At 49.0% G+C, this 16069-nt stretch carries 13 protein-coding genes; 3 read left to right on the forward strand and 10 right to left on the reverse strand.

The window, feature by feature from the left end:
* Nucleotides 1-8: 8 nt before the first annotated feature.
* The 4 genes from GA003_08010 to GA003_08025 form a co-directional block, all read right to left on the reverse strand.
* Nucleotides 9-1265 carry a beta-ketoacyl-[acyl-carrier-protein] synthase family protein gene (locus GA003_08010; protein ID QXD29893.1) on the reverse strand — a complete coding sequence of 419 codons (1257 nt, stop codon included), beginning with the start codon at nt 1263-1265 and terminating at the stop codon, nt 9-11.
* Nucleotides 1258-2001 (reverse strand): SDR family oxidoreductase, encoded by a 744-nt coding sequence (locus GA003_08015; protein QXD29894.1) that lies wholly within the window; start codon nt 1999-2001, stop codon nt 1258-1260. Before GA003_08015 ends, GA003_08010 begins: the two co-directional genes overlap by 8 nt.
* Nucleotides 2002-2451: 450 nt before the next feature.
* On the reverse strand, nt 2452-3186 hold the full coding sequence (locus GA003_08020) for a sulfotransferase family protein (protein QXD29895.1): 735 nt from the start codon (nt 3184-3186) through the stop codon (nt 2452-2454).
* Nucleotides 3183-4109, reverse strand: coding sequence for an aminotransferase class IV (locus GA003_08025; GenBank protein QXD29896.1), 927 nt, complete (start codon nt 4107-4109; stop codon nt 3183-3185). Before GA003_08025 ends, GA003_08020 begins: the two co-directional genes overlap by 4 nt.
* Nucleotides 4110-4320: 211 nt before the next feature.
* Between GA003_08025 and GA003_08030 the strand changes: the two genes are divergently transcribed.
* Nucleotides 4321-6207: a sulfatase-like hydrolase/transferase gene (locus GA003_08030; GenBank protein QXD29897.1), complete on the forward strand. Its 1887-nt coding sequence runs from the start codon at nt 4321-4323 to the stop codon at nt 6205-6207.
* A 113-nt stretch (nt 6208-6320) separates the two neighbouring features.
* A complete protein-coding gene (locus tag GA003_08035) occupies nt 6321-7544 on the forward strand; it encodes a hypothetical protein (GenBank protein QXD29898.1) in 1224 nt (407 codons plus the stop codon).
* A gap of 19 nt (nt 7545-7563) precedes the next feature.
* On the opposite strand, the gene GA003_08040 is transcribed toward GA003_08035, so the two are convergent.
* From GA003_08040 to GA003_08050, 3 genes are all read right to left on the reverse strand, one after another.
* Nucleotides 7564-7944: a VOC family protein gene (locus GA003_08040; protein QXD29899.1), complete on the reverse strand. Its 381-nt coding sequence runs from the start codon at nt 7942-7944 to the stop codon at nt 7564-7566.
* A 35-nt stretch (nt 7945-7979) separates the two neighbouring features.
* Complete coding sequence (locus tag GA003_08045; GenBank protein QXD29900.1) at nt 7980-9914, reverse strand: chitobiase/beta-hexosaminidase C-terminal domain-containing protein; 1935 nt, start codon at nt 9912-9914, stop codon at nt 7980-7982.
* A 105-nt stretch (nt 9915-10019) separates the two neighbouring features.
* Nucleotides 10020-11225: a nucleoside permease gene (locus GA003_08050; GenBank protein ID QXD29901.1), complete on the reverse strand. Its 1206-nt coding sequence runs from the start codon at nt 11223-11225 to the stop codon at nt 10020-10022.
* Nucleotides 11226-11463: 238 nt separating this feature from the next.
* On the opposite strand from GA003_08050, the gene GA003_08055 reads away from it, so the two are divergent.
* Nucleotides 11464-12408, forward strand: a complete 945-nt coding sequence (locus GA003_08055) for a GNAT family N-acetyltransferase (protein QXD29902.1) — start codon at nt 11464-11466, stop codon at nt 12406-12408.
* 80 nt (nt 12409-12488) lie between these two features.
* Here GA003_08055 and GA003_08060 read toward each other — a convergent pair whose 3' ends face one another.
* From GA003_08060 to GA003_08070, 3 genes are all read right to left on the reverse strand, one after another.
* Nucleotides 12489-14078 carry a gamma-glutamyltransferase family protein gene (locus GA003_08060; GenBank protein ID QXD29903.1) on the reverse strand — a complete coding sequence of 530 codons (1590 nt, stop codon included), beginning with the start codon at nt 14076-14078 and terminating at the stop codon, nt 12489-12491.
* Between the two features lie 120 nt (nt 14079-14198).
* A complete protein-coding gene (gene bcp, locus GA003_08065; GenBank protein ID QXD29904.1) occupies nt 14199-14675 on the reverse strand; it encodes a thioredoxin-dependent thiol peroxidase in 477 nt (158 codons plus the stop codon).
* A gap of 15 nt (nt 14676-14690) precedes the next feature.
* Nucleotides 14691-16067: a DUF1552 domain-containing protein gene (locus GA003_08070; GenBank protein QXD29905.1), complete on the reverse strand. Its 1377-nt coding sequence runs from the start codon at nt 16065-16067 to the stop codon at nt 14691-14693.
* Between the last annotated feature and the right edge of the window lie 2 nt (nt 16068-16069).

Consider the following 16069-nt stretch of genomic DNA (forward strand, 5'->3'; position numbering starts at 1 on the left):
ATAAATACTTAATTTTTGGGGCCGATTATAAGGACTCCGTTGCCTCCGCCAAATCCAAAACTGTTTTTCATGGCAGGTCCTTTAGAGATGCTGGTCGGAGTAGGACCGGCCAGGTTGACCGAACATTCCGGGTCCGTTTTATCGAGATTTAAATTGGGTGGAATGGTTTCTTGTTCCAGTGCCATCAGCGTAACGATGGTTTCAAGTGCACCTGATGCGCCCAGGGTATGCCCGAAAAAGCTTTTGTTGGCTACCACTGGCACTCGGTCTGTTGAATCGCCCAAAACCATGCCAATAGACTTGCTCTCGCAGGCATCGTTGCTGTTAGTGGCTGTTCCGTGGGCATTGATATGGCTGAGTTCCGACGGATTAACTCCAGCTTCATTGAGTGCCATACGCATGGCTTTGGCCTGACCCTCCGCATTGGGGCTCGTCAAGTGAGTGGCATCTGAAGATTCCCCGTAGCCTAAGATCTCTCCACGGATACTTGCGCCTCGCTCCAGGGCAAGATCCCGTGCTTCTAGAACCAAGGCTCCAGCGCCTTCACCTAAAACGGTGCCCGCCCGGTCTTCTGCAAAGGGGCGGCAAGCCTGCTTCGGATCTTCAATGCGTGAAAGGGCTGGAATGTTGTTCCAGACTCCAAAGAAGAAAGGGTCAAAGAATCCATCGGATCCGCCACAAAGCACACGGTCGGCATAGCCATCCCGAATCATACGAAAGGCTGTTCCAATCGCATTGGTTGCTGAGGTGCAGGCGGAGACCACCATGTAATTGGTTCCGGTCAGTTTGAATTGCAGAGAAATCCCCGCCGATACTGCGTTATACATGCAGCGTGGAACGGTCGTGGGGCGTAATCCTCGTGGGCCTTTTTCAAAAAAGGCGCTGAAGGCTGTGTGGTGACTTTGAGCGCTTCCTTCTCCGGTCCCAAAAATGACAGATACTTCCTGTTGGTTTTCGTAAGGGCCTTCTTCTTCAAGGAGACCGGCTTGAATCAAAGCGGTGTGTGAAGCCACGATTCCCAAATCCAAGGTCCGATCAATCGGACGTCGTTTGAGGCCTTTGAGTTTATCTTCAACCAGTCCTTCTGGAACTTCTGCACCTATACCCACTTTGTAATCGGTGGTATCGATTGCTCTGAGAGGACCGATACCGGTATTCCCTTTTAGCAGATTGTCCCAGACAGTTGATTCGTCGATTCCCAACGAGGAAGCGATGCCCATGCCAGACACAACGACGCGTCGGCGATTGTTGTTTTCTTCAGCCATACATAAATTGGCCGCCATCCACATGGATGACTTGGCCGGTTAAATAAGATGCGTCGTCTGATAAGAGAAAGGCGGTGACTTTAGCTACATCATTCGGAGTAGCCAGGCGATTGAGCGGAATGCCGAGCTTGGCCACGTTCTCGGCTGTTAGACCTTCAGACATTTCGGTTTCAACAATCCCGGGAGATACGGCATTGCAGCGAATTCCAAAACGGGCGGCTTCCAGAGCAAAACTGCGAGTCAAACTAACGATGCCGGCCTTGGAGGCTGCGTAGTCTGCGCCCATCATACGCCCCGGACCGTGCGCGGCGAGAGAGCCCATATTGACGATGCTGCCAGAACAGGCCTTCCGCATGACCTTGTAGGCTTCCTGGCAGGCGACAAAGGCAGATTCTAAATTCAATTGCTGAGTGGCACGCCAATCCTCGAGCTTGATGCCTCGGAAGGCGACAGCGCGTCCTGCCCCTGCATTATTGACCAGGCCATCCAATTTGTCTGCAGCCGATACGACGGCTTGTATCAGCTCTCCTGCCTGTTCTGGTTGAGAAAGGTCGGCAGCGAAGGGGAGCGCACGATCGGGATTGAGCTCAGAACACAACTGCGTGACTTGATCCAGATCTCGGCCATGAAGCGCGACGGTGGCTCCTCGTTCCAGAAGGAGTTCGGCAATGCCACGGCCGATGCCGCGTGTAGAGCCGGTTACGATAATGACCTGATCTTGGAAACTAGAGGACACGAAGTTGGGTAAATAGTTGGATTGAATAGTATTAAATGCGAGTGAAGGCTTATCCCATTCAAAGCTCAAGGTGAATTCTGTACTTTCCTCCGTGTTTTCACCGCAGCTGCCAATACAGTAGAATAGGCTTCCAGCCTGTTTTTTTGAAACTGAGAGAATTCTCGTGCAGATTTGGTTGGAGTTACTGTTGAAATGCGAACTTACCGAACTCCATCCACGGTGTCTCCACCGTGGCTACTGATATCTGAGAATAGTAGGGCGCTATCGCCGTTTCGAGCGTATCGACACCAACAAGCGCTGTGTTGAATACGCTTTTAGAGGAAGAGTTCCGAGCGAAGCGACTACCGAACGTAGTGACACATATACAAGCGAAGCGATGAAAAAAAGACCAGGCTTCGAAGCAGAACCGGAACAAGAGGAAGATCCAATAGGTCGACGATCGATTTCGAATCACTTTCTGGCGAATTGCATCAAGTAATCGTAGTAAGGCTGGCAGCGTTCAAGCAGAGGACCCAGCCTTTCTGGGAAAGGTTCCTTCTTAGGTTTATAGGGCTTAAATGAGGAAGATCGATGAATGTTATCATACCAATGAGGTGCCCAAACGCCTTCAAATGCTTTGGGGCCGACCTCCCAGGACAGCATTTGGGAGTCGAAGTCGATCCCGATGAACTCGCAAAGCAGCGATAGCTCCTTTTCTGGATCTTCCAGTAGAATACAGGAATCAATCACGAAAGGTTCCTTTCCGTTCTCAAGGAGTTTTTCGCAAACTTCTTTTAACTGAGGATAGCCGGTGTCTTTGATGTCGAAATCTTCAATTGTTCTTGAGTAGGAGTGCAACATGTCCCGCGGATCCCGGATGAGTAGTACGTTGGAAAGGTGTTTCAAGAAATCCCAATCGAGCTTCACCAAATGGTGGGCCATGTTTTTAAAAAAAACGACGGGAGATTCTGATTCACCCAGGAGCAAATTATGGACGACCTTAGTGCCGTCATTCTCCTGAGCTTGAAGAATATCTGTAGCTCCCGGATGAAAGCTATCCGCATCGGTTTTGGAAAGGTAGTGAGCGTAAAGAGGTTCATCGAATACCTGTGTGTCATTGCGTTGAGCAAAGGCATACATGAGCGCGGTGGATACATTGCGCGGTCCGGACCAGAGTGAAATGCGTATGGGAGTCGTTGTGGTCATCCTTTTACAGATTGTACGTAATTCTGAATACACTCTTTATACAGCAGAGAAAGCGTTTGGGTCATTGGGCCGGGAGTCGATTCGGATTCTATGGTTTGACCATCCACATCCGTGACTGGAGTGAGACCGCCGAAGGTACCTGTGACAAAGACTTCCTCGGCACTGTAGACATCGTGTAGGGAAAAATCTCTTTCCTTTATGGGTATGCCTTTTTCTTTGCAGACCTGAATGACTTTGCTCCGTGTAATTCCATTCATGCAATAGTTGCCGGTTGAGGTCCATACCTCGTTATTTCGCACGATGAAAAAATTCGTGGCGTTGCAGGTGGAAACGAATCCATTGATGTCGAGCATCAGAGCTTCGTCTGCGCCTGCTTTGAGAGCCTGGCTCAAGGCAATGACTTCGTGAAGCTTGCTGTGGCAATTCAATCGCGGATCAAGGTAGTCGGGGGAACCGCGACGTATCGCTGAAGTGAATAGCCGAACGCCTTGTTTGCTTACTTCGGGATTCGCCGTCTTGTGCTCTGGAATGATAACGATGTTTGGAGGTGAAACCGTGAGCCTTGGATCCTGTGATGGCGTTATCTTATTTCCTCGTGTGATCATCAGGCGCACATGAATGCCGTCATCCATCTTATTGGCCTCTATGACTTCGTGGAGCAAATGGGTGAGTTCCTCTTTCGTTTTGCCGATATCGAGAAAACACATCTTGGCTCCTGCAAAGAGCCTGTTTAAATGCTCCTCAAGAAATACAAATACTCCTTCGTGCAGTCGGAGGCCTTCCCAGACGCCATCACCCACCAGGTAGCCACTATCGAAGACAGAGATTTTAGCTTCATCCCTTGGGAAAAGCTCCCCATTGACGCTGATTAAAATTTCGTCGTTCCTGCTGTCTGCCAGACTATCGTGAGTTCCGCGATTCATAGAGGGAGAGTAGGCTCAATAAATGAAAAGTTAAAAGAGTAAAGTACACCTCACGAAATCGTCCTCGTCCTCCTCCTCGTCCTTTAAAACGTGTGGCGTATTCACCCATCTCTAGTAAAGTAAGTAAGAGGACGAGGACGATTCCTTATGCTTTTTGGAACTTGTATCAGAATGAAGGCTCCATTGGACTATAGATTCTACCCTAATTACTATGAAACAGCTACTTACCCTTTCTCTGGTTTTTCTTTCACTGTCGTCGCTGCTGAGCGCGGCGGATCGCCCCAATATTATTTGGATCAGTGCGGAGGACATTAATGCTCACTTTGGTTGTTACGGAGACCCGCATGCCATTACGCCCCGAATCGACAAGCTAGCAACTGAAGGTATGCGCTATACGCATGTATTTACGACAGCTGGTGTTTGTGCTCCCTGTCGCAGTGGAATCATTACGGGGATGTACCAGACCTCGATTGGTACGCAGCATATGCGGTCACCTTCGATGATGCCGGACGATATCGTTCCTTTTCCTACCTATCTGCGTCAGGCTGGTTATTACACTACCAACAACTCCAAACAAGACTACCAGTTTGATACCCCAAAAGATGCCTGGGATGAATCGAATAGCCGTGCGCACTGGCGTAACCGGAAAGACAAAGACCAGCCCTTTTTCGCGGTCTTCAATTTTACGGGCTGCCACGAGAGTGGTATTGCTGGAGAAGCTAAATACAAGGAAGTCACCAAGGATCTCACTCCTGATCAACGTCAGGACGCTTACGAACTGACTACATTTCCTCCCTATTATCCTGAAACCCCCGCAGCACGTGAGGATTGGAAACGCAACTATGAGCTCATTACCGCGATGGATGCCTGGGCTGGTGACCTCATGGATCAGCTTAAGGAAGATGGTCTCTACGAAGACACCATCATCATGTATTGGACGGATCATGGAGTCGGGCTCCCACGAGCTAAGCGTTGGCTTTACGACTCGGGTACCCATATCCCGCTCATCGTTCGTATTCCGGAAAAATATCGCGTTGGAGGGCAGGGGACTCCATCGACAGTGATCGATCGCTTAGTGAGTTCCATTGACTTTGGACCCACGGTTTTGAACCTGGCCGGCGTAGCGGTTCCAGATGTGATGCAGGGAAAACCATTTTTAGGAAATAATCCAACGAAGCCCAGAGATTATGTCTATGGTGCCCGTGATCGTATGGATGAGCGTTATGACATCATTCGCATGGCTCGGGATCACAACTTCAAATACATCCGAAACTACGAGCCATTAAAGACTTTCTATCAGTATATGAATACGCCGGAGAAAGGGGCTACGATGGCCGATCTTCGCAAGGGACATGAAGCGGGAACGCTCCCCCTAGCTGCCGAGTATTTCTTTTCGCCTACCAAACCGGTAGAGGAACTCTACGATACTCGGGTTGATCCGCATGAAATGGAAAATCTGGCCGATGATCCTCGCTACGAGTCGGTATTGACCCGTATGCGTAAAGCCCATCTGAAGTGGGTGAAGGACACTAAGGATACCGGCTTGCTTGCTGAGCCGATCCTGGTCGAACGGGAAAAGGAATACGGCAGTCGCTACGCGATTTTGCGTGAAACCAAGGATACGACTTTGTCCAATCGTGTCGCTGATGCGGCCGCGGCTGCATCCAGCGGCGAGCAGGCGCTACCAGATTTGGTTGAAGCCATGAAGGATAAAGATGCTGCGGTGCGTTATTGGGGAGCTGTAGGTATTGGCAACATTGGCAAACCCGCATCCTCAAAAGCTTCTTTAATGAAAAAGGCGCTGAAAGATGATTCTTCGGTGGTACGCATTGCAGCTGCCCGTGCGCTAGGAAGGATGGGGCAGGAAAAGAGCGCTCTACCTGTGCTCGCAAAGGAATTAAAGAACGGTGAGCAATGGGAGCGTCTGCATGCTGCTATCGTGCTCGACGAAATGGATGATCAGGCTCGTCCAGCGCTGGCGGCTATGCACGCAGCCTTAGAGCCTCGAGAAGAGCTCTATGCGAAGGGAAAATACGTGGTCCGAGTGATTACCCGGGCTTTGAACCAGTTAGAGGGCACTAATCGCAAGGCTCCTTGATTCAAATCAAAGACCCCATGGGTTTTATCCGTAAACTTGAAAGCGTTCCTAAAAGCACAATTCGGCTTGAAGGAAATGCCTAACGCCTTTGATTTATCCAGTTTTTATACCTCATGCGCCTACTTGTTGTTCTAGTTCTATTGATGCAGTCCGTGCTCTTTGCGGGACCAATCTACGAATCGCAGCCGATTAATTACTATGACGCGCCTCTTGTGGATGAGGTGGCCAAGTTTTTTGAGAGCGGAGCAGAAGGCTGGCAATACAAAGGCCAATCCGGATTTCTGGAAGACTTTCTTAAGACCTTCGATATACCAGCTGAGTCGCAGGTGCTGGTTTATTCAAAGACGAGTTTTCAAACTGGCAAAATTCGGCCGGAAAACCCACGGGCTATTTATTTCAACAAAGATATCTATGTAGGTTGGGTGCCCGGAGGTGATTTTCTGGAAGTCAGTGCCTCCAGTCCGACCACAGGGAATAATTTCTACTCCATCTCTGGTGCAGGCACTAAGCCTGAGCTGCTTCATGAGACGCATCGTTGTTTGCGCTGTCATGGGGGCTCCTTTACTCGCGATATTCCAGCGCCATTAGTGCGCTCGGTTTTCCCCGACAGCGAAGGGCAACCCATCTTCAAGGCCGGAACTACCGTGGTAGATCATACGACCCCTTTGGAAGATCGACATGGCGGATGGTTTATAACCGGAACCAAAGATACCAATCGCGGCAATCTCATCTTCAATGAAACCGATCGCGGTGCGGACGAAGGGCGTGTATTCGATCTGTCAGATATTCGCGATATTGATTATCCGGGCGAGGGGAGCGATCTGGTGCCTATGCTCATTCTCGAGCATCAATCAGAGCTTCATCGTCTTTTGGCTCACTTGTCACTGCAAACTCAGACCGCTCTCTATAGTCAGCGTAAGTTTGATGAATTACTGGGGCGGACCGAACGTCTGTCTGACTCCACTAAACGGCAAATTAAATCCGTGGGTGACAAGTTGCTACGCTATATGTTTTTTAAAGACGAAGCCGAGCTACCACGTATCTCGATTAAGAATTCTCCCTATGCACGATACTTCGATGGGAATGGACCTAAAGATAGTAAAGGGCGTTCGCTCTACGATCTTCGTTTGGCGGGACGTTTGTTTGAGATCCCTTTCAGTTACATGGTCTACTCGGATGCCTTTCAACAGCTGCCTGCTGAAGCGCTCGAATACCTTGCTTCTGAATTAAGGAATATCCTGGATCCAGATTCTGAATACGAAGGCTACGAGCACATTACCAAGCAAGAAAAAGTAGCGATCAGGCAGATCTTGGAAGAGACGACGGAGCTTCTGTAATGGGAGCACGTCTAGTTCGCTACATCGTGTCGTAAGTCTTTATCTCCAAACGATGTCCATCCGGATCATTAAAATAGATGGAATGAGAGATATCGTGATCCTGGAAATCGAAAGCAATGTCGCGATCCCTGAGTTCTTTTTGAGCCGTCTTAAAATCACTTTGACTCTCTGCGCGCAGTGCAAAGTGACTGATGCCCTTGGCGGTGTTGGGCTGGAGTCGTGACGTGTGCGATTCTGGGAAAAGCGCTATGGCTGTAGAACCGAGTTTGAGGAAAATGGGAACGCCGTTCCATTCACCTTGATAAATGTGTTCAAATCCTAACACCTGCGTGTACCAGTCTTTCGATCGTTCAGGATCCTGACAGCTAATCGCTAGATGATCGATTTGTTCTAAATTCATTTCTTGCAGTAGGACTTCATTCTTCAGCTATCTCCTCACTCAAAGCTAAACCACTTGAAGGGGATCGGCTTTTTCTCACTCCCATTGACGGAATAGTGCAGTTCCAAAGCATACTCTCGCGCGTGTTGGAAGTAATGGATTTCGATAGCGTGCTTTCCCTTGTCGAACCACCCGGGCTCGCTCGAGGAGACTCGAACAGGGTGTTTCACTTCATCGGTAACAACCGCTTCGTTATCTATGAATAATATGATGCCGTCGTCAGATACGGTGGTGAAAGTGTAGTTGCCAGATTCGGGCAGTTTGATTTGTCCCCGATAAACCAAGCCAAATACCTCTTTCTTGTCGGCGGCCTTTAATGGATGAAGATCGTGTATGACCTTGGTTGTCAGGGGAGTCATGGAGCTGTAGTCCGGGACCACATTCCATCGGCCTTTTGATTCGTCGTATTCGTAGACATCGCAGAGCAATCCTTTACCAGGTTTGATCTTTTTGAATACAGCCGAGTCAATCTGGCTTTTGAAACCTTCGGGTGTAAACAGCTGCGCGTTTACCGTGGTCGACTTCTTTAACTGAATGGGAGTTTTATAGATAGGGGATTTCGAGGATGGCTTGGAACCATCTGTAGTGTATCGAATAACTGTATTCGGCGGTGGTTCTTGAAAAGTGACCTTCTGTTGGTTTGAGAATACGGCCTGCTTGATTTGGGTGGCATTGAATACGCTATTCTCGATTTTAAAGCCGATAGTCTTTGAGATCTCCAGCTCAGGGAATTTTTCAAGGTCGTAGCGAAAGGTGCTATCCATTTCCAGGACTACGCCATCGGATACCGAAAATGGGTGCGAAGCTTCGAGTGCGATTTCGATGGTTGTTTCGGAACCTGGAGCCAGGACTCGAGAAATGGTTTCCGGTTTTACATTAACCAGATGATTGTGGAAGAAGCGACCATCGACTTTTAATTCATGCTCTGAGGGGTTTTTGATTCGCAGGTAAGCAATTCCCTGCTTTACCGGATTATTGCCTTTAAGAAATACGCTGCTCTCAACCAACGAGCTTTGCACCAATTGGCTACCCCAAGTAGCGGAGGCGGTATTGGACACATCGTGTGGCAAGATACCATCGAGTCGTAGGTTGGCTAAAACAGGACCTTCGTCCGTCATCGTGACCCAGGTTACATGATCAAATTGACCAAAGCTGTTTCCCAGTAAAGGGCTCCCGCCGCCGGTAGTAGCCAAGGTGTAATAGTTTGTGTTTTTGCGCTCGAAGTGACGGTAGAAATGTTGATGGCCAGCAAAGATAGTGTGCTTTCGGTTTTCGAGGATGTTTTCCACCTTTTCAAAGTTCGTCTTATGGGGATAAGTCCAAAGCGGGTGATGGATAAAAACCATGGTCCAACGCACGTCTTGATGCTCTTCGAGCACTTGCTTGAAGAATTCGATTTGTTCCAGGTCGATATGCTGTTCCAATCCATCATTGGAAAATATGGCGAGGAATAGCACATCCTTGTAGACATAGTAATAATAGGTGGGCCCTAGGCGCTTGTTCCACTGGCTGGTCATTTCTTCGGAGGTAGCGGCGTTGTCCTTATGCTTGGCTCGGATGTCATGATTTCCAGCCAGGTAGAAGAACGGCATTTTAAGTGGCTCGACCATTTCATCGAATTCGACCCACTCTTGTTCGATCTCTGCTTCGTTCGCTCCACCACCACGAATCAGGTCTCCAACCGACATGACAAACTCAGGCATTAGCCAGTTCAATTTCATGACGGCATCTTCGAATATCCCGGCTCTCGGGCTTCCAGTGCGGTCAGTTACGATGGCAAACTGAAAGTTGTCTGGATCGTTTTGGAACTCCAAGTTCGTCCAGGGTGTGGGACCGGAAGTTACCGAGGACTCGAAGGCCTCTTCTTCGTGCCCAGAAAGCAACGAAGCAAAAGACACAACTAAGAGAAGATAAAATTTCCAGGGTTTCACGGGATAGGGTTATAGATTAGCTACCCCGAACCTGGCAAATCTCCTGATCGAAAAATTGCGTAACTGTTACAAGGCGCATTACGCCCTGGTCATGCTATTCTAATCTTAAGCGGATGCTTCTTCCTCGGAAGCCTTTGGCTCCTTGAACACCAATGCGAAGAAGATCATTACGACTAAGGCCATCACTGCTGGGATGAACCAGAATTTTTTCCAGTCGATTCCGCCGATTTCGAGCGTGCTGGATTGCAAGGCTGCACCCATCACATAGGAGCCTATGAACATACCTACTCCATAGGTTACAAAGCTTATGAAGCCCTGTGCGGAAGCTCGTATTTCCTCGGGAGCGCACTTGTCGACATAGATTTGACCCGATACGAAAAAGAAATCGAAGCAAATGCCGTGAAGAATGATACCGGCGTATAGCATCCATACCATCGATCCTGCGTCCGCATAGGCGAAGAGAACATATCGAATCGTCCACGCTAGCATTCCGATGAGTAGCATCTTTTTGATGCCCAAGCGGACAAAAAAGAAGGGCATGACGAGCAGGAAGAAAATTTCAGACATTTGGCCAAATGTCATTTTAGTACCCGTGTTTTTGATCGCCAGTTCCTCCATGAAAGCAGAGGTTTGCCCATAGTAAAATGTGAGTGGGATGCAGATCAGGAGGGAACTTACGATGAAGACGGCGTAGGAGCGGTCCTTCAGTAAAACAAGGGAGTCGAGTCCCAACACGTCGCGAATGGATACTGATTTTCCTTTCGCCTGCGGTGGAGTATTGGGAAGAAATAGAGAGTAGATGGCCAAGGCAATTGAAACTACAGCAGCAATTTTGAAGATATTGGCGGAGACTTCCATATCGAGCGTTCCGATAAGAATTCCAGCGGCAATCCAGCCAATCGTTCCTAGAACGCGAATACCTGGAAACTCTTTCCCTGTATCAGTCATTTGGTGGAACGAGATCGTATTAACCAAGGCAAGGGTAGGCATGAAGCAAATCGTGTGAGCGAGGAGAATCCAATAGAACGTTGTAGGATCCGTAACGCCTGCGACGATCCAGAGGAGAATACCACCCACTAAATGAAGGACCGCCAGCACCCGTTGGGCTGAGAAAAACCGGTCCGCGATCATACCAATAAAAAATGGCGAAATGATGCCACCTAGAGCGACTGTTGAAAAGACGGCACCCTGTTGACCCGGGGTGAAACCAATAGCACTGATGTAGGCTCCGATGAATGCATACCAGCATCCCCAGATGAAAAATTGGACGAACATCAAGGCTGAGAGCTGCGATCTGGTAGTTAGAGTCATTTGATTGAGTCGATTAGGTTGGTAATTAGGTAAAACTACGGTGCCTTGGGGTAATAAGACAAAGCGTTTTATGAACCGCGATAGTAGAAAGAAGACTAATTCCAGATGATAAGATCAGAAAATTTCCCCAGGGAAAAGACCTTAGTTTTAATCATACACCAAATTGTAACAGAATAACCATGACAAAGAGTTGTCAGGGCCTTCGACTAGGGTTTCGCTGTTACTTTCCCCAATTTACATGAAAAACGAAAGAACAGGACCTGGTTTTACCATACGTGCTATGCAGCCCGAGGAAGCTGATAAGGTGGCCGAGCTCATATACGAATCCACCAATCATTGGTATGAGACCCATGGGCATAATCGAATTTTTCGAGGAAAGTGGAAAGACTGCCGCATTTTTACAGATGTCTATGGGGATATTGATCCTGGCTGTTGCCTGGTCGCACTCACGGGCGATGAAACCATCCTGGGGTCCTGTTTCTACCATCCCAGGAAAACCCACGTCTCGCTGGGTATCATGAATACGCACCCAGCTATTGGTCGGAAGGGTGTGGCGAAGGCATTGCTGATCGCCATAATGGATATTGCCAAAGATCGGGATCTACCGGTTCGTTTAGTTTCCAGTGCATTCAATTTAGACTCTTATTCTTTGTACACGCGCCAGGGAATGGCTCCATTTGCTATTTATCAGGATGTGATGATCAAGGTACCTGAATCAGGGGTGGAAGTGGATTCCGTTCCAGGAATCTCAATTCGCGAGGCAAGAGCAGGGGATGAATCTACAATTAATACCCTGGAAGGTGAAATCTGGCAAACTTCCAGGCAGGGTGACTGGGCTTATTTTATCGAAAACAAACGAGGTATCTGGCACTCAACGGTGGCCGAGGATGCATCTGGCACGGTGGTAGGAGCTTTGGTCTCGGTTGCCCATCCAGGGAGTAATATGCTTGGACCAGGCCTGGCTCAATCTCCTCAGATCGCCACAGCGCTCATTCAAACTGAGTTGAACAACCATAAGGGAAAAAGCCCTGTATTTCTTCTCCCGGCTAACAATCGTGAATTAGTCGGTGCCATGTATGCACTTGGAGCTAGAAATTGTGAAATGCATGTGGGGCAAGTATTGGGCGAGGCTCCTGAGATCAAAGGCATTGTAATGCCGACCTTCATGCCGGAGACGGCGTAGTTTGGGGCTGATAGAGGAAGAATGAAACTTAAAGGTCCTCCTCATCCTCGTTCTCGAAACAAATAAAGTAAGAGGAAGATTTATACTATTCCCGCGTACCCATCCTTTCGGTGGTCGCTGCTGCCACAATAGCCGGATGAAAGTTTGAAGACACCTTGGTGTCCTCCGTAGAGGGTTGGATCATCACTGCTGGTTACTCGGTGACCCCGGTGTTTGAGCTCCTCAATGATCTGAGGATCGAACCCTTCTTCGAAGACGATCTCAAAATCGGGGGTAACTATCCAGCGCGGAGCATTTGAGGAAGCTTGTGGATTCCATTCGTTATCCAGGATACGGCTCAGGACCTGGACATGACCTTGAGGTTGCATGTGTCCACCCATTACGCCGAAGGAAAAAAGTGGATCCTTGCCTTTAGTGACCATGGCGGGAATGATGGTGTGGAAGGGGCGTTTTCCTGGAGCCAGCTCGTTAGGATGACCAGGGGTAAGTGAAAATCCACCGCCGCGGTTCTGAAGGGAAATTCCTGTACCCGGTACCACAATACCAGAACCGAAACCCATGTAGTTGGACTGGATGAGTGAGATCATTGTCCCGTCTTTATCAGCCGCCGACAGGTAAACCGTACCATGGTCCTGGAAATGAGTAGGTTCCGGACTGCTCGCAAATTTCATGGATATGGATTGGGCACGGTTCTTGAGGTAGTCTGAATCAAGCACCTGGAAGGCATTGGGGTTCCACGATTCCGGATCGCAGATATGTTGGAAGCCTTCGGCGAAGCCTACCTTTATTGCTTCGATTTGTACATGGATCGAATCGGATGAATTGGGATCCCATTTTCCTAGAGGAAATTCCTGGAGTATACCAAAGGCGATTAGGGCAACCAATCCTTGTCCGTTCGGTGGGATTTCGTGGATGCGGAATCCTCGGTAATCAATCGATATCGGGTCAGTCCAGAATGCTTCATGGGACTCAAGGTCATCTTCGCTGAGCCAACCACCGGTGGCACTTGCATGAGCGGAGATTTTTTTTGCTAAGGAGCCGCGATAGAATGATTCACCGTATGTATCAGCGATTTCTTGGAGCGTATCTGCTTGTGCGGGGTTTTTGAATACGGATCCAGCTTGCGGCTCAAATCCTTCAGGAAGAAATGTGCTTTGGAATTCAGGGAACACGGCAAAGGTTTTACGAGCTGCACAAAATCTTATGGCAACTTTAGCGCCCAAAGGAAATCCATTTCGAGCATGCTCGATAGCCGATTCAAATAATCCCTGGAAAGAGCCACTGCCAAAACGTTTGTGAAGTTCTACCCACTGACTTACTGCTCCGGGTGTGGTCACGGTATCCCAGCCATGCTTAGGCATCGAGTCGAATTGTTTGAAATAGTCACGATCCCAACTCTTGGGAGACTTCCCTGAAGCATTGAGGCCATGAAGCTTTCCATCTTTGGCGATGATTGAGAATCCATCGCTTCCAATTCCATTGGAACAAGGTTCAGTTACCGTGAGCGTAATGGCTGCGGCCAGCGCAGCGTCTATTGCATTTCCGCCTTTGCGAAATACCTCTAAGCCTGCTTGCGTTGCATGCGGCTCAGAAGTGGCGATGACATTGTCACCATAGACAAGTTCTGGGTGTGGGTCGGCTGGATTTTGCCAATCAGAAAATTGGGGCATTTTGGCAACGTGCTAAATACGAGCACGGCTGACAATCCTTAGGAATTTTTATGTTGCTCGAACTGATTCTTGTCAGCGGCCTTCATGTAGGCTTCATGGCCGTGGCTCCTTGGGGATTTTCTATAATTCTGCGATGGCCTGCAGTACCTCAGCTGCGTGTGCTTCTGGCTTCACTTTTGGCCAGATTTTGCGAATTACGCCTGATCCATCGATGAGGAAGGTTACGCGATGAGTGCCCATATACTCACGCCCCATGAATTTCTTCTCTCCCCACACACCGTAGGCTTCGACGATCTTTTTCTCACCATCTGACAAAAGAGTGAATGGCAACTCGTATTTTTTGATAAATTTATCGTGCTTTTGTACTGAATCGACGCTGACGCCGAATATTTCTGCTCCGCTTGCCTGGAAGTCTTTCCAAGCATCTCGAATCCCACAGGCCTGTTTAGTGCAGCCTGGAGTGTCATCCTTCGGATAAAAGTAAAGGACGACCGGTTTGCCCGCTAGATTATTTAATGAAATGGAGCCACCGCCACTGGTTGCTGTTTTGAAGCTAGGAGCTTTATCTCCTTCTTTGAGTTTTAATTCGAGTGCCATGGTGGCAAAAAATCGCTAGATGTTGCTTAGGCGTCCAGTCGAATCTCCGAAGGAAGGCAAATTTTGAACACCCATTTTATCTGCCATTCCCAGAAACATATTGGTTGCGGGAACGGACCCGTTCTTCACATAGCGCCCTGGGGTCAATTCACCTCCACCTTGTCCGGCTAGTATGATGGGAAGATTGTGGTGCGTGTGCCTATTGCCATCCGCATTTCCACTTCCGTACAAAATCATTGAGTTGTGAAGGATGGAATTACCGTCGACGTCGTTGGCTTCGTTCAGGCGGCTCAGGAAATTTGCGAATTGCTCCACATACCAATGGTCAATCTTGGCTACCTTATCGATTCGGTCTTGTTTGTTTCTGTGGTGAGTCAGTTCGTGGTGCCCCTCGGTAATTCCGATTTCCTCGTGGGATCGATTGTCGCCATCGTGTGCCAGGATTAAGGTAGCGATGCGGGTAGAGTCTGTTTGGAAGGCCAGGAGCATCATTTCATACATGATATTGATGTGCTCACCGTGGCTGTATGGGACGCCTTCAGGAGTGGCTACCCCTGGGTCAATATTGGGCCCCAGGCGCTCCATTTGCTCAATGCGTTGTTCTACTTCTCGAACTCCGGTCAGGTATTGGTCGAGTTTATCCTGATCGTGGTGGCCGAGGCGCTTTTGCATGCGTCTGGCATCGTCCATGACAAAGTCGAGGATAGACCGGCGATTGATCATACGCCGCTGTGCGTTGGCAGCACGTTCTCCGTGGGAGCCTTCTCCGAAAAGTCGTTCAAATACCTTTCTTGGATTTGATTCTGGAGCCATTGGAGTCGTTGGGGTTTTCCAGGAAACGTTGTACTGATAGGCGCAAGAGTAGCCGGAATCACAGCTACCTGAAGCTCGAGCTTTATCGCAGGATAGCTCCATGGAGGGAAAACGCGTTTCGCCTCCGACTTCATTGGCAATAGCCTGATCGATGGATACGCCCGCCCTTATATCGGTAGAACTCTTTTTCAATCGAACGCCGGTCAGGAAAACACTATTTCCACGAGCATGATCTCCTGCGCCATCTTTGGCTCCGGTAGCGTGCTGGTGGTCGAGACCCTGAATGACCTGCAAGGAATTTTTCTGGGACTCTAAAGGTGAAAGAGTAGAACTCAGTTGAAAATCATTCTCAGAGTCTTCTGGCCACCATGAGGCTGGAATGGCTCCATTCGGGAAGGTAACAAAGGCTGTTCGCAGAGGTGCGCCTGTCGCGGTGGTGGCCATGGGGTGTGCTGTTTTGCTGGCCAGCAAATTGCCGGGTAGGGCCGATTGAAAAGTGGGAAGAGCGATGGCAGCGCCTAGGCCTTTAAGAAAGTGCCGGCGACTAAGGTTGTAGGATTGTGAAGATGAGCGTGGCATAA

The sequence above is a fragment of the Opitutia bacterium ISCC 52 genome (assembly GCA_014529675.2).
Lineage (GTDB): Bacteria > Verrucomicrobiota > Verrucomicrobiia > Opitutales > UBA2995 > UBA2995.

What these genes read in the sequence shown, in the direction of transcription:
- GA003_08010 (QXD29893.1), bottom strand. Translation starts at nt 1,265, where the DNA reads ATGGCTGAAGAAAACAACAATCGCCGACGCGTCGTTGTGTCTGGCATG.
- GA003_08020 (QXD29895.1), bottom strand. Translation starts at nt 3,186, where the DNA reads ATGACCACAACGACTCCCATACGCATTTCACTCTGGTCCGGACCGCGC.
- GA003_08025 (QXD29896.1), bottom strand. Translation starts at nt 4,109, where the DNA reads ATGAATCGCGGAACTCACGATAGTCTGGCAGACAGCAGGAACGACGAA.
- GA003_08030 (QXD29897.1), top strand. Translation starts at nt 4,321, where the DNA reads ATGAAACAGCTACTTACCCTTTCTCTGGTTTTTCTTTCACTGTCGTCG.
- GA003_08035 (QXD29898.1), top strand. Translation starts at nt 6,321, where the DNA reads ATGCGCCTACTTGTTGTTCTAGTTCTATTGATGCAGTCCGTGCTCTTT.
- GA003_08040 (QXD29899.1), bottom strand. Translation starts at nt 7,944, where the DNA reads ATGAATTTAGAACAAATCGATCATCTAGCGATTAGCTGTCAGGATCCT.
- GA003_08050 (QXD29901.1), bottom strand. Translation starts at nt 11,225, where the DNA reads ATGACTCTAACTACCAGATCGCAGCTCTCAGCCTTGATGTTCGTCCAA.
- GA003_08055 (QXD29902.1), top strand. Translation starts at nt 11,464, where the DNA reads ATGAAAAACGAAAGAACAGGACCTGGTTTTACCATACGTGCTATGCAG.
- GA003_08060 (QXD29903.1), bottom strand. Translation starts at nt 14,078, where the DNA reads ATGCCCCAATTTTCTGATTGGCAAAATCCAGCCGACCCACACCCAGAA.
- bcp (QXD29904.1), bottom strand. Translation starts at nt 14,675, where the DNA reads ATGGCACTCGAATTAAAACTCAAAGAAGGAGATAAAGCTCCTAGCTTC.
- GA003_08070 (QXD29905.1), bottom strand. Translation starts at nt 16,067, where the DNA reads ATGCCACGCTCATCTTCACAATCCTACAACCTTAGTCGCCGGCACTTT.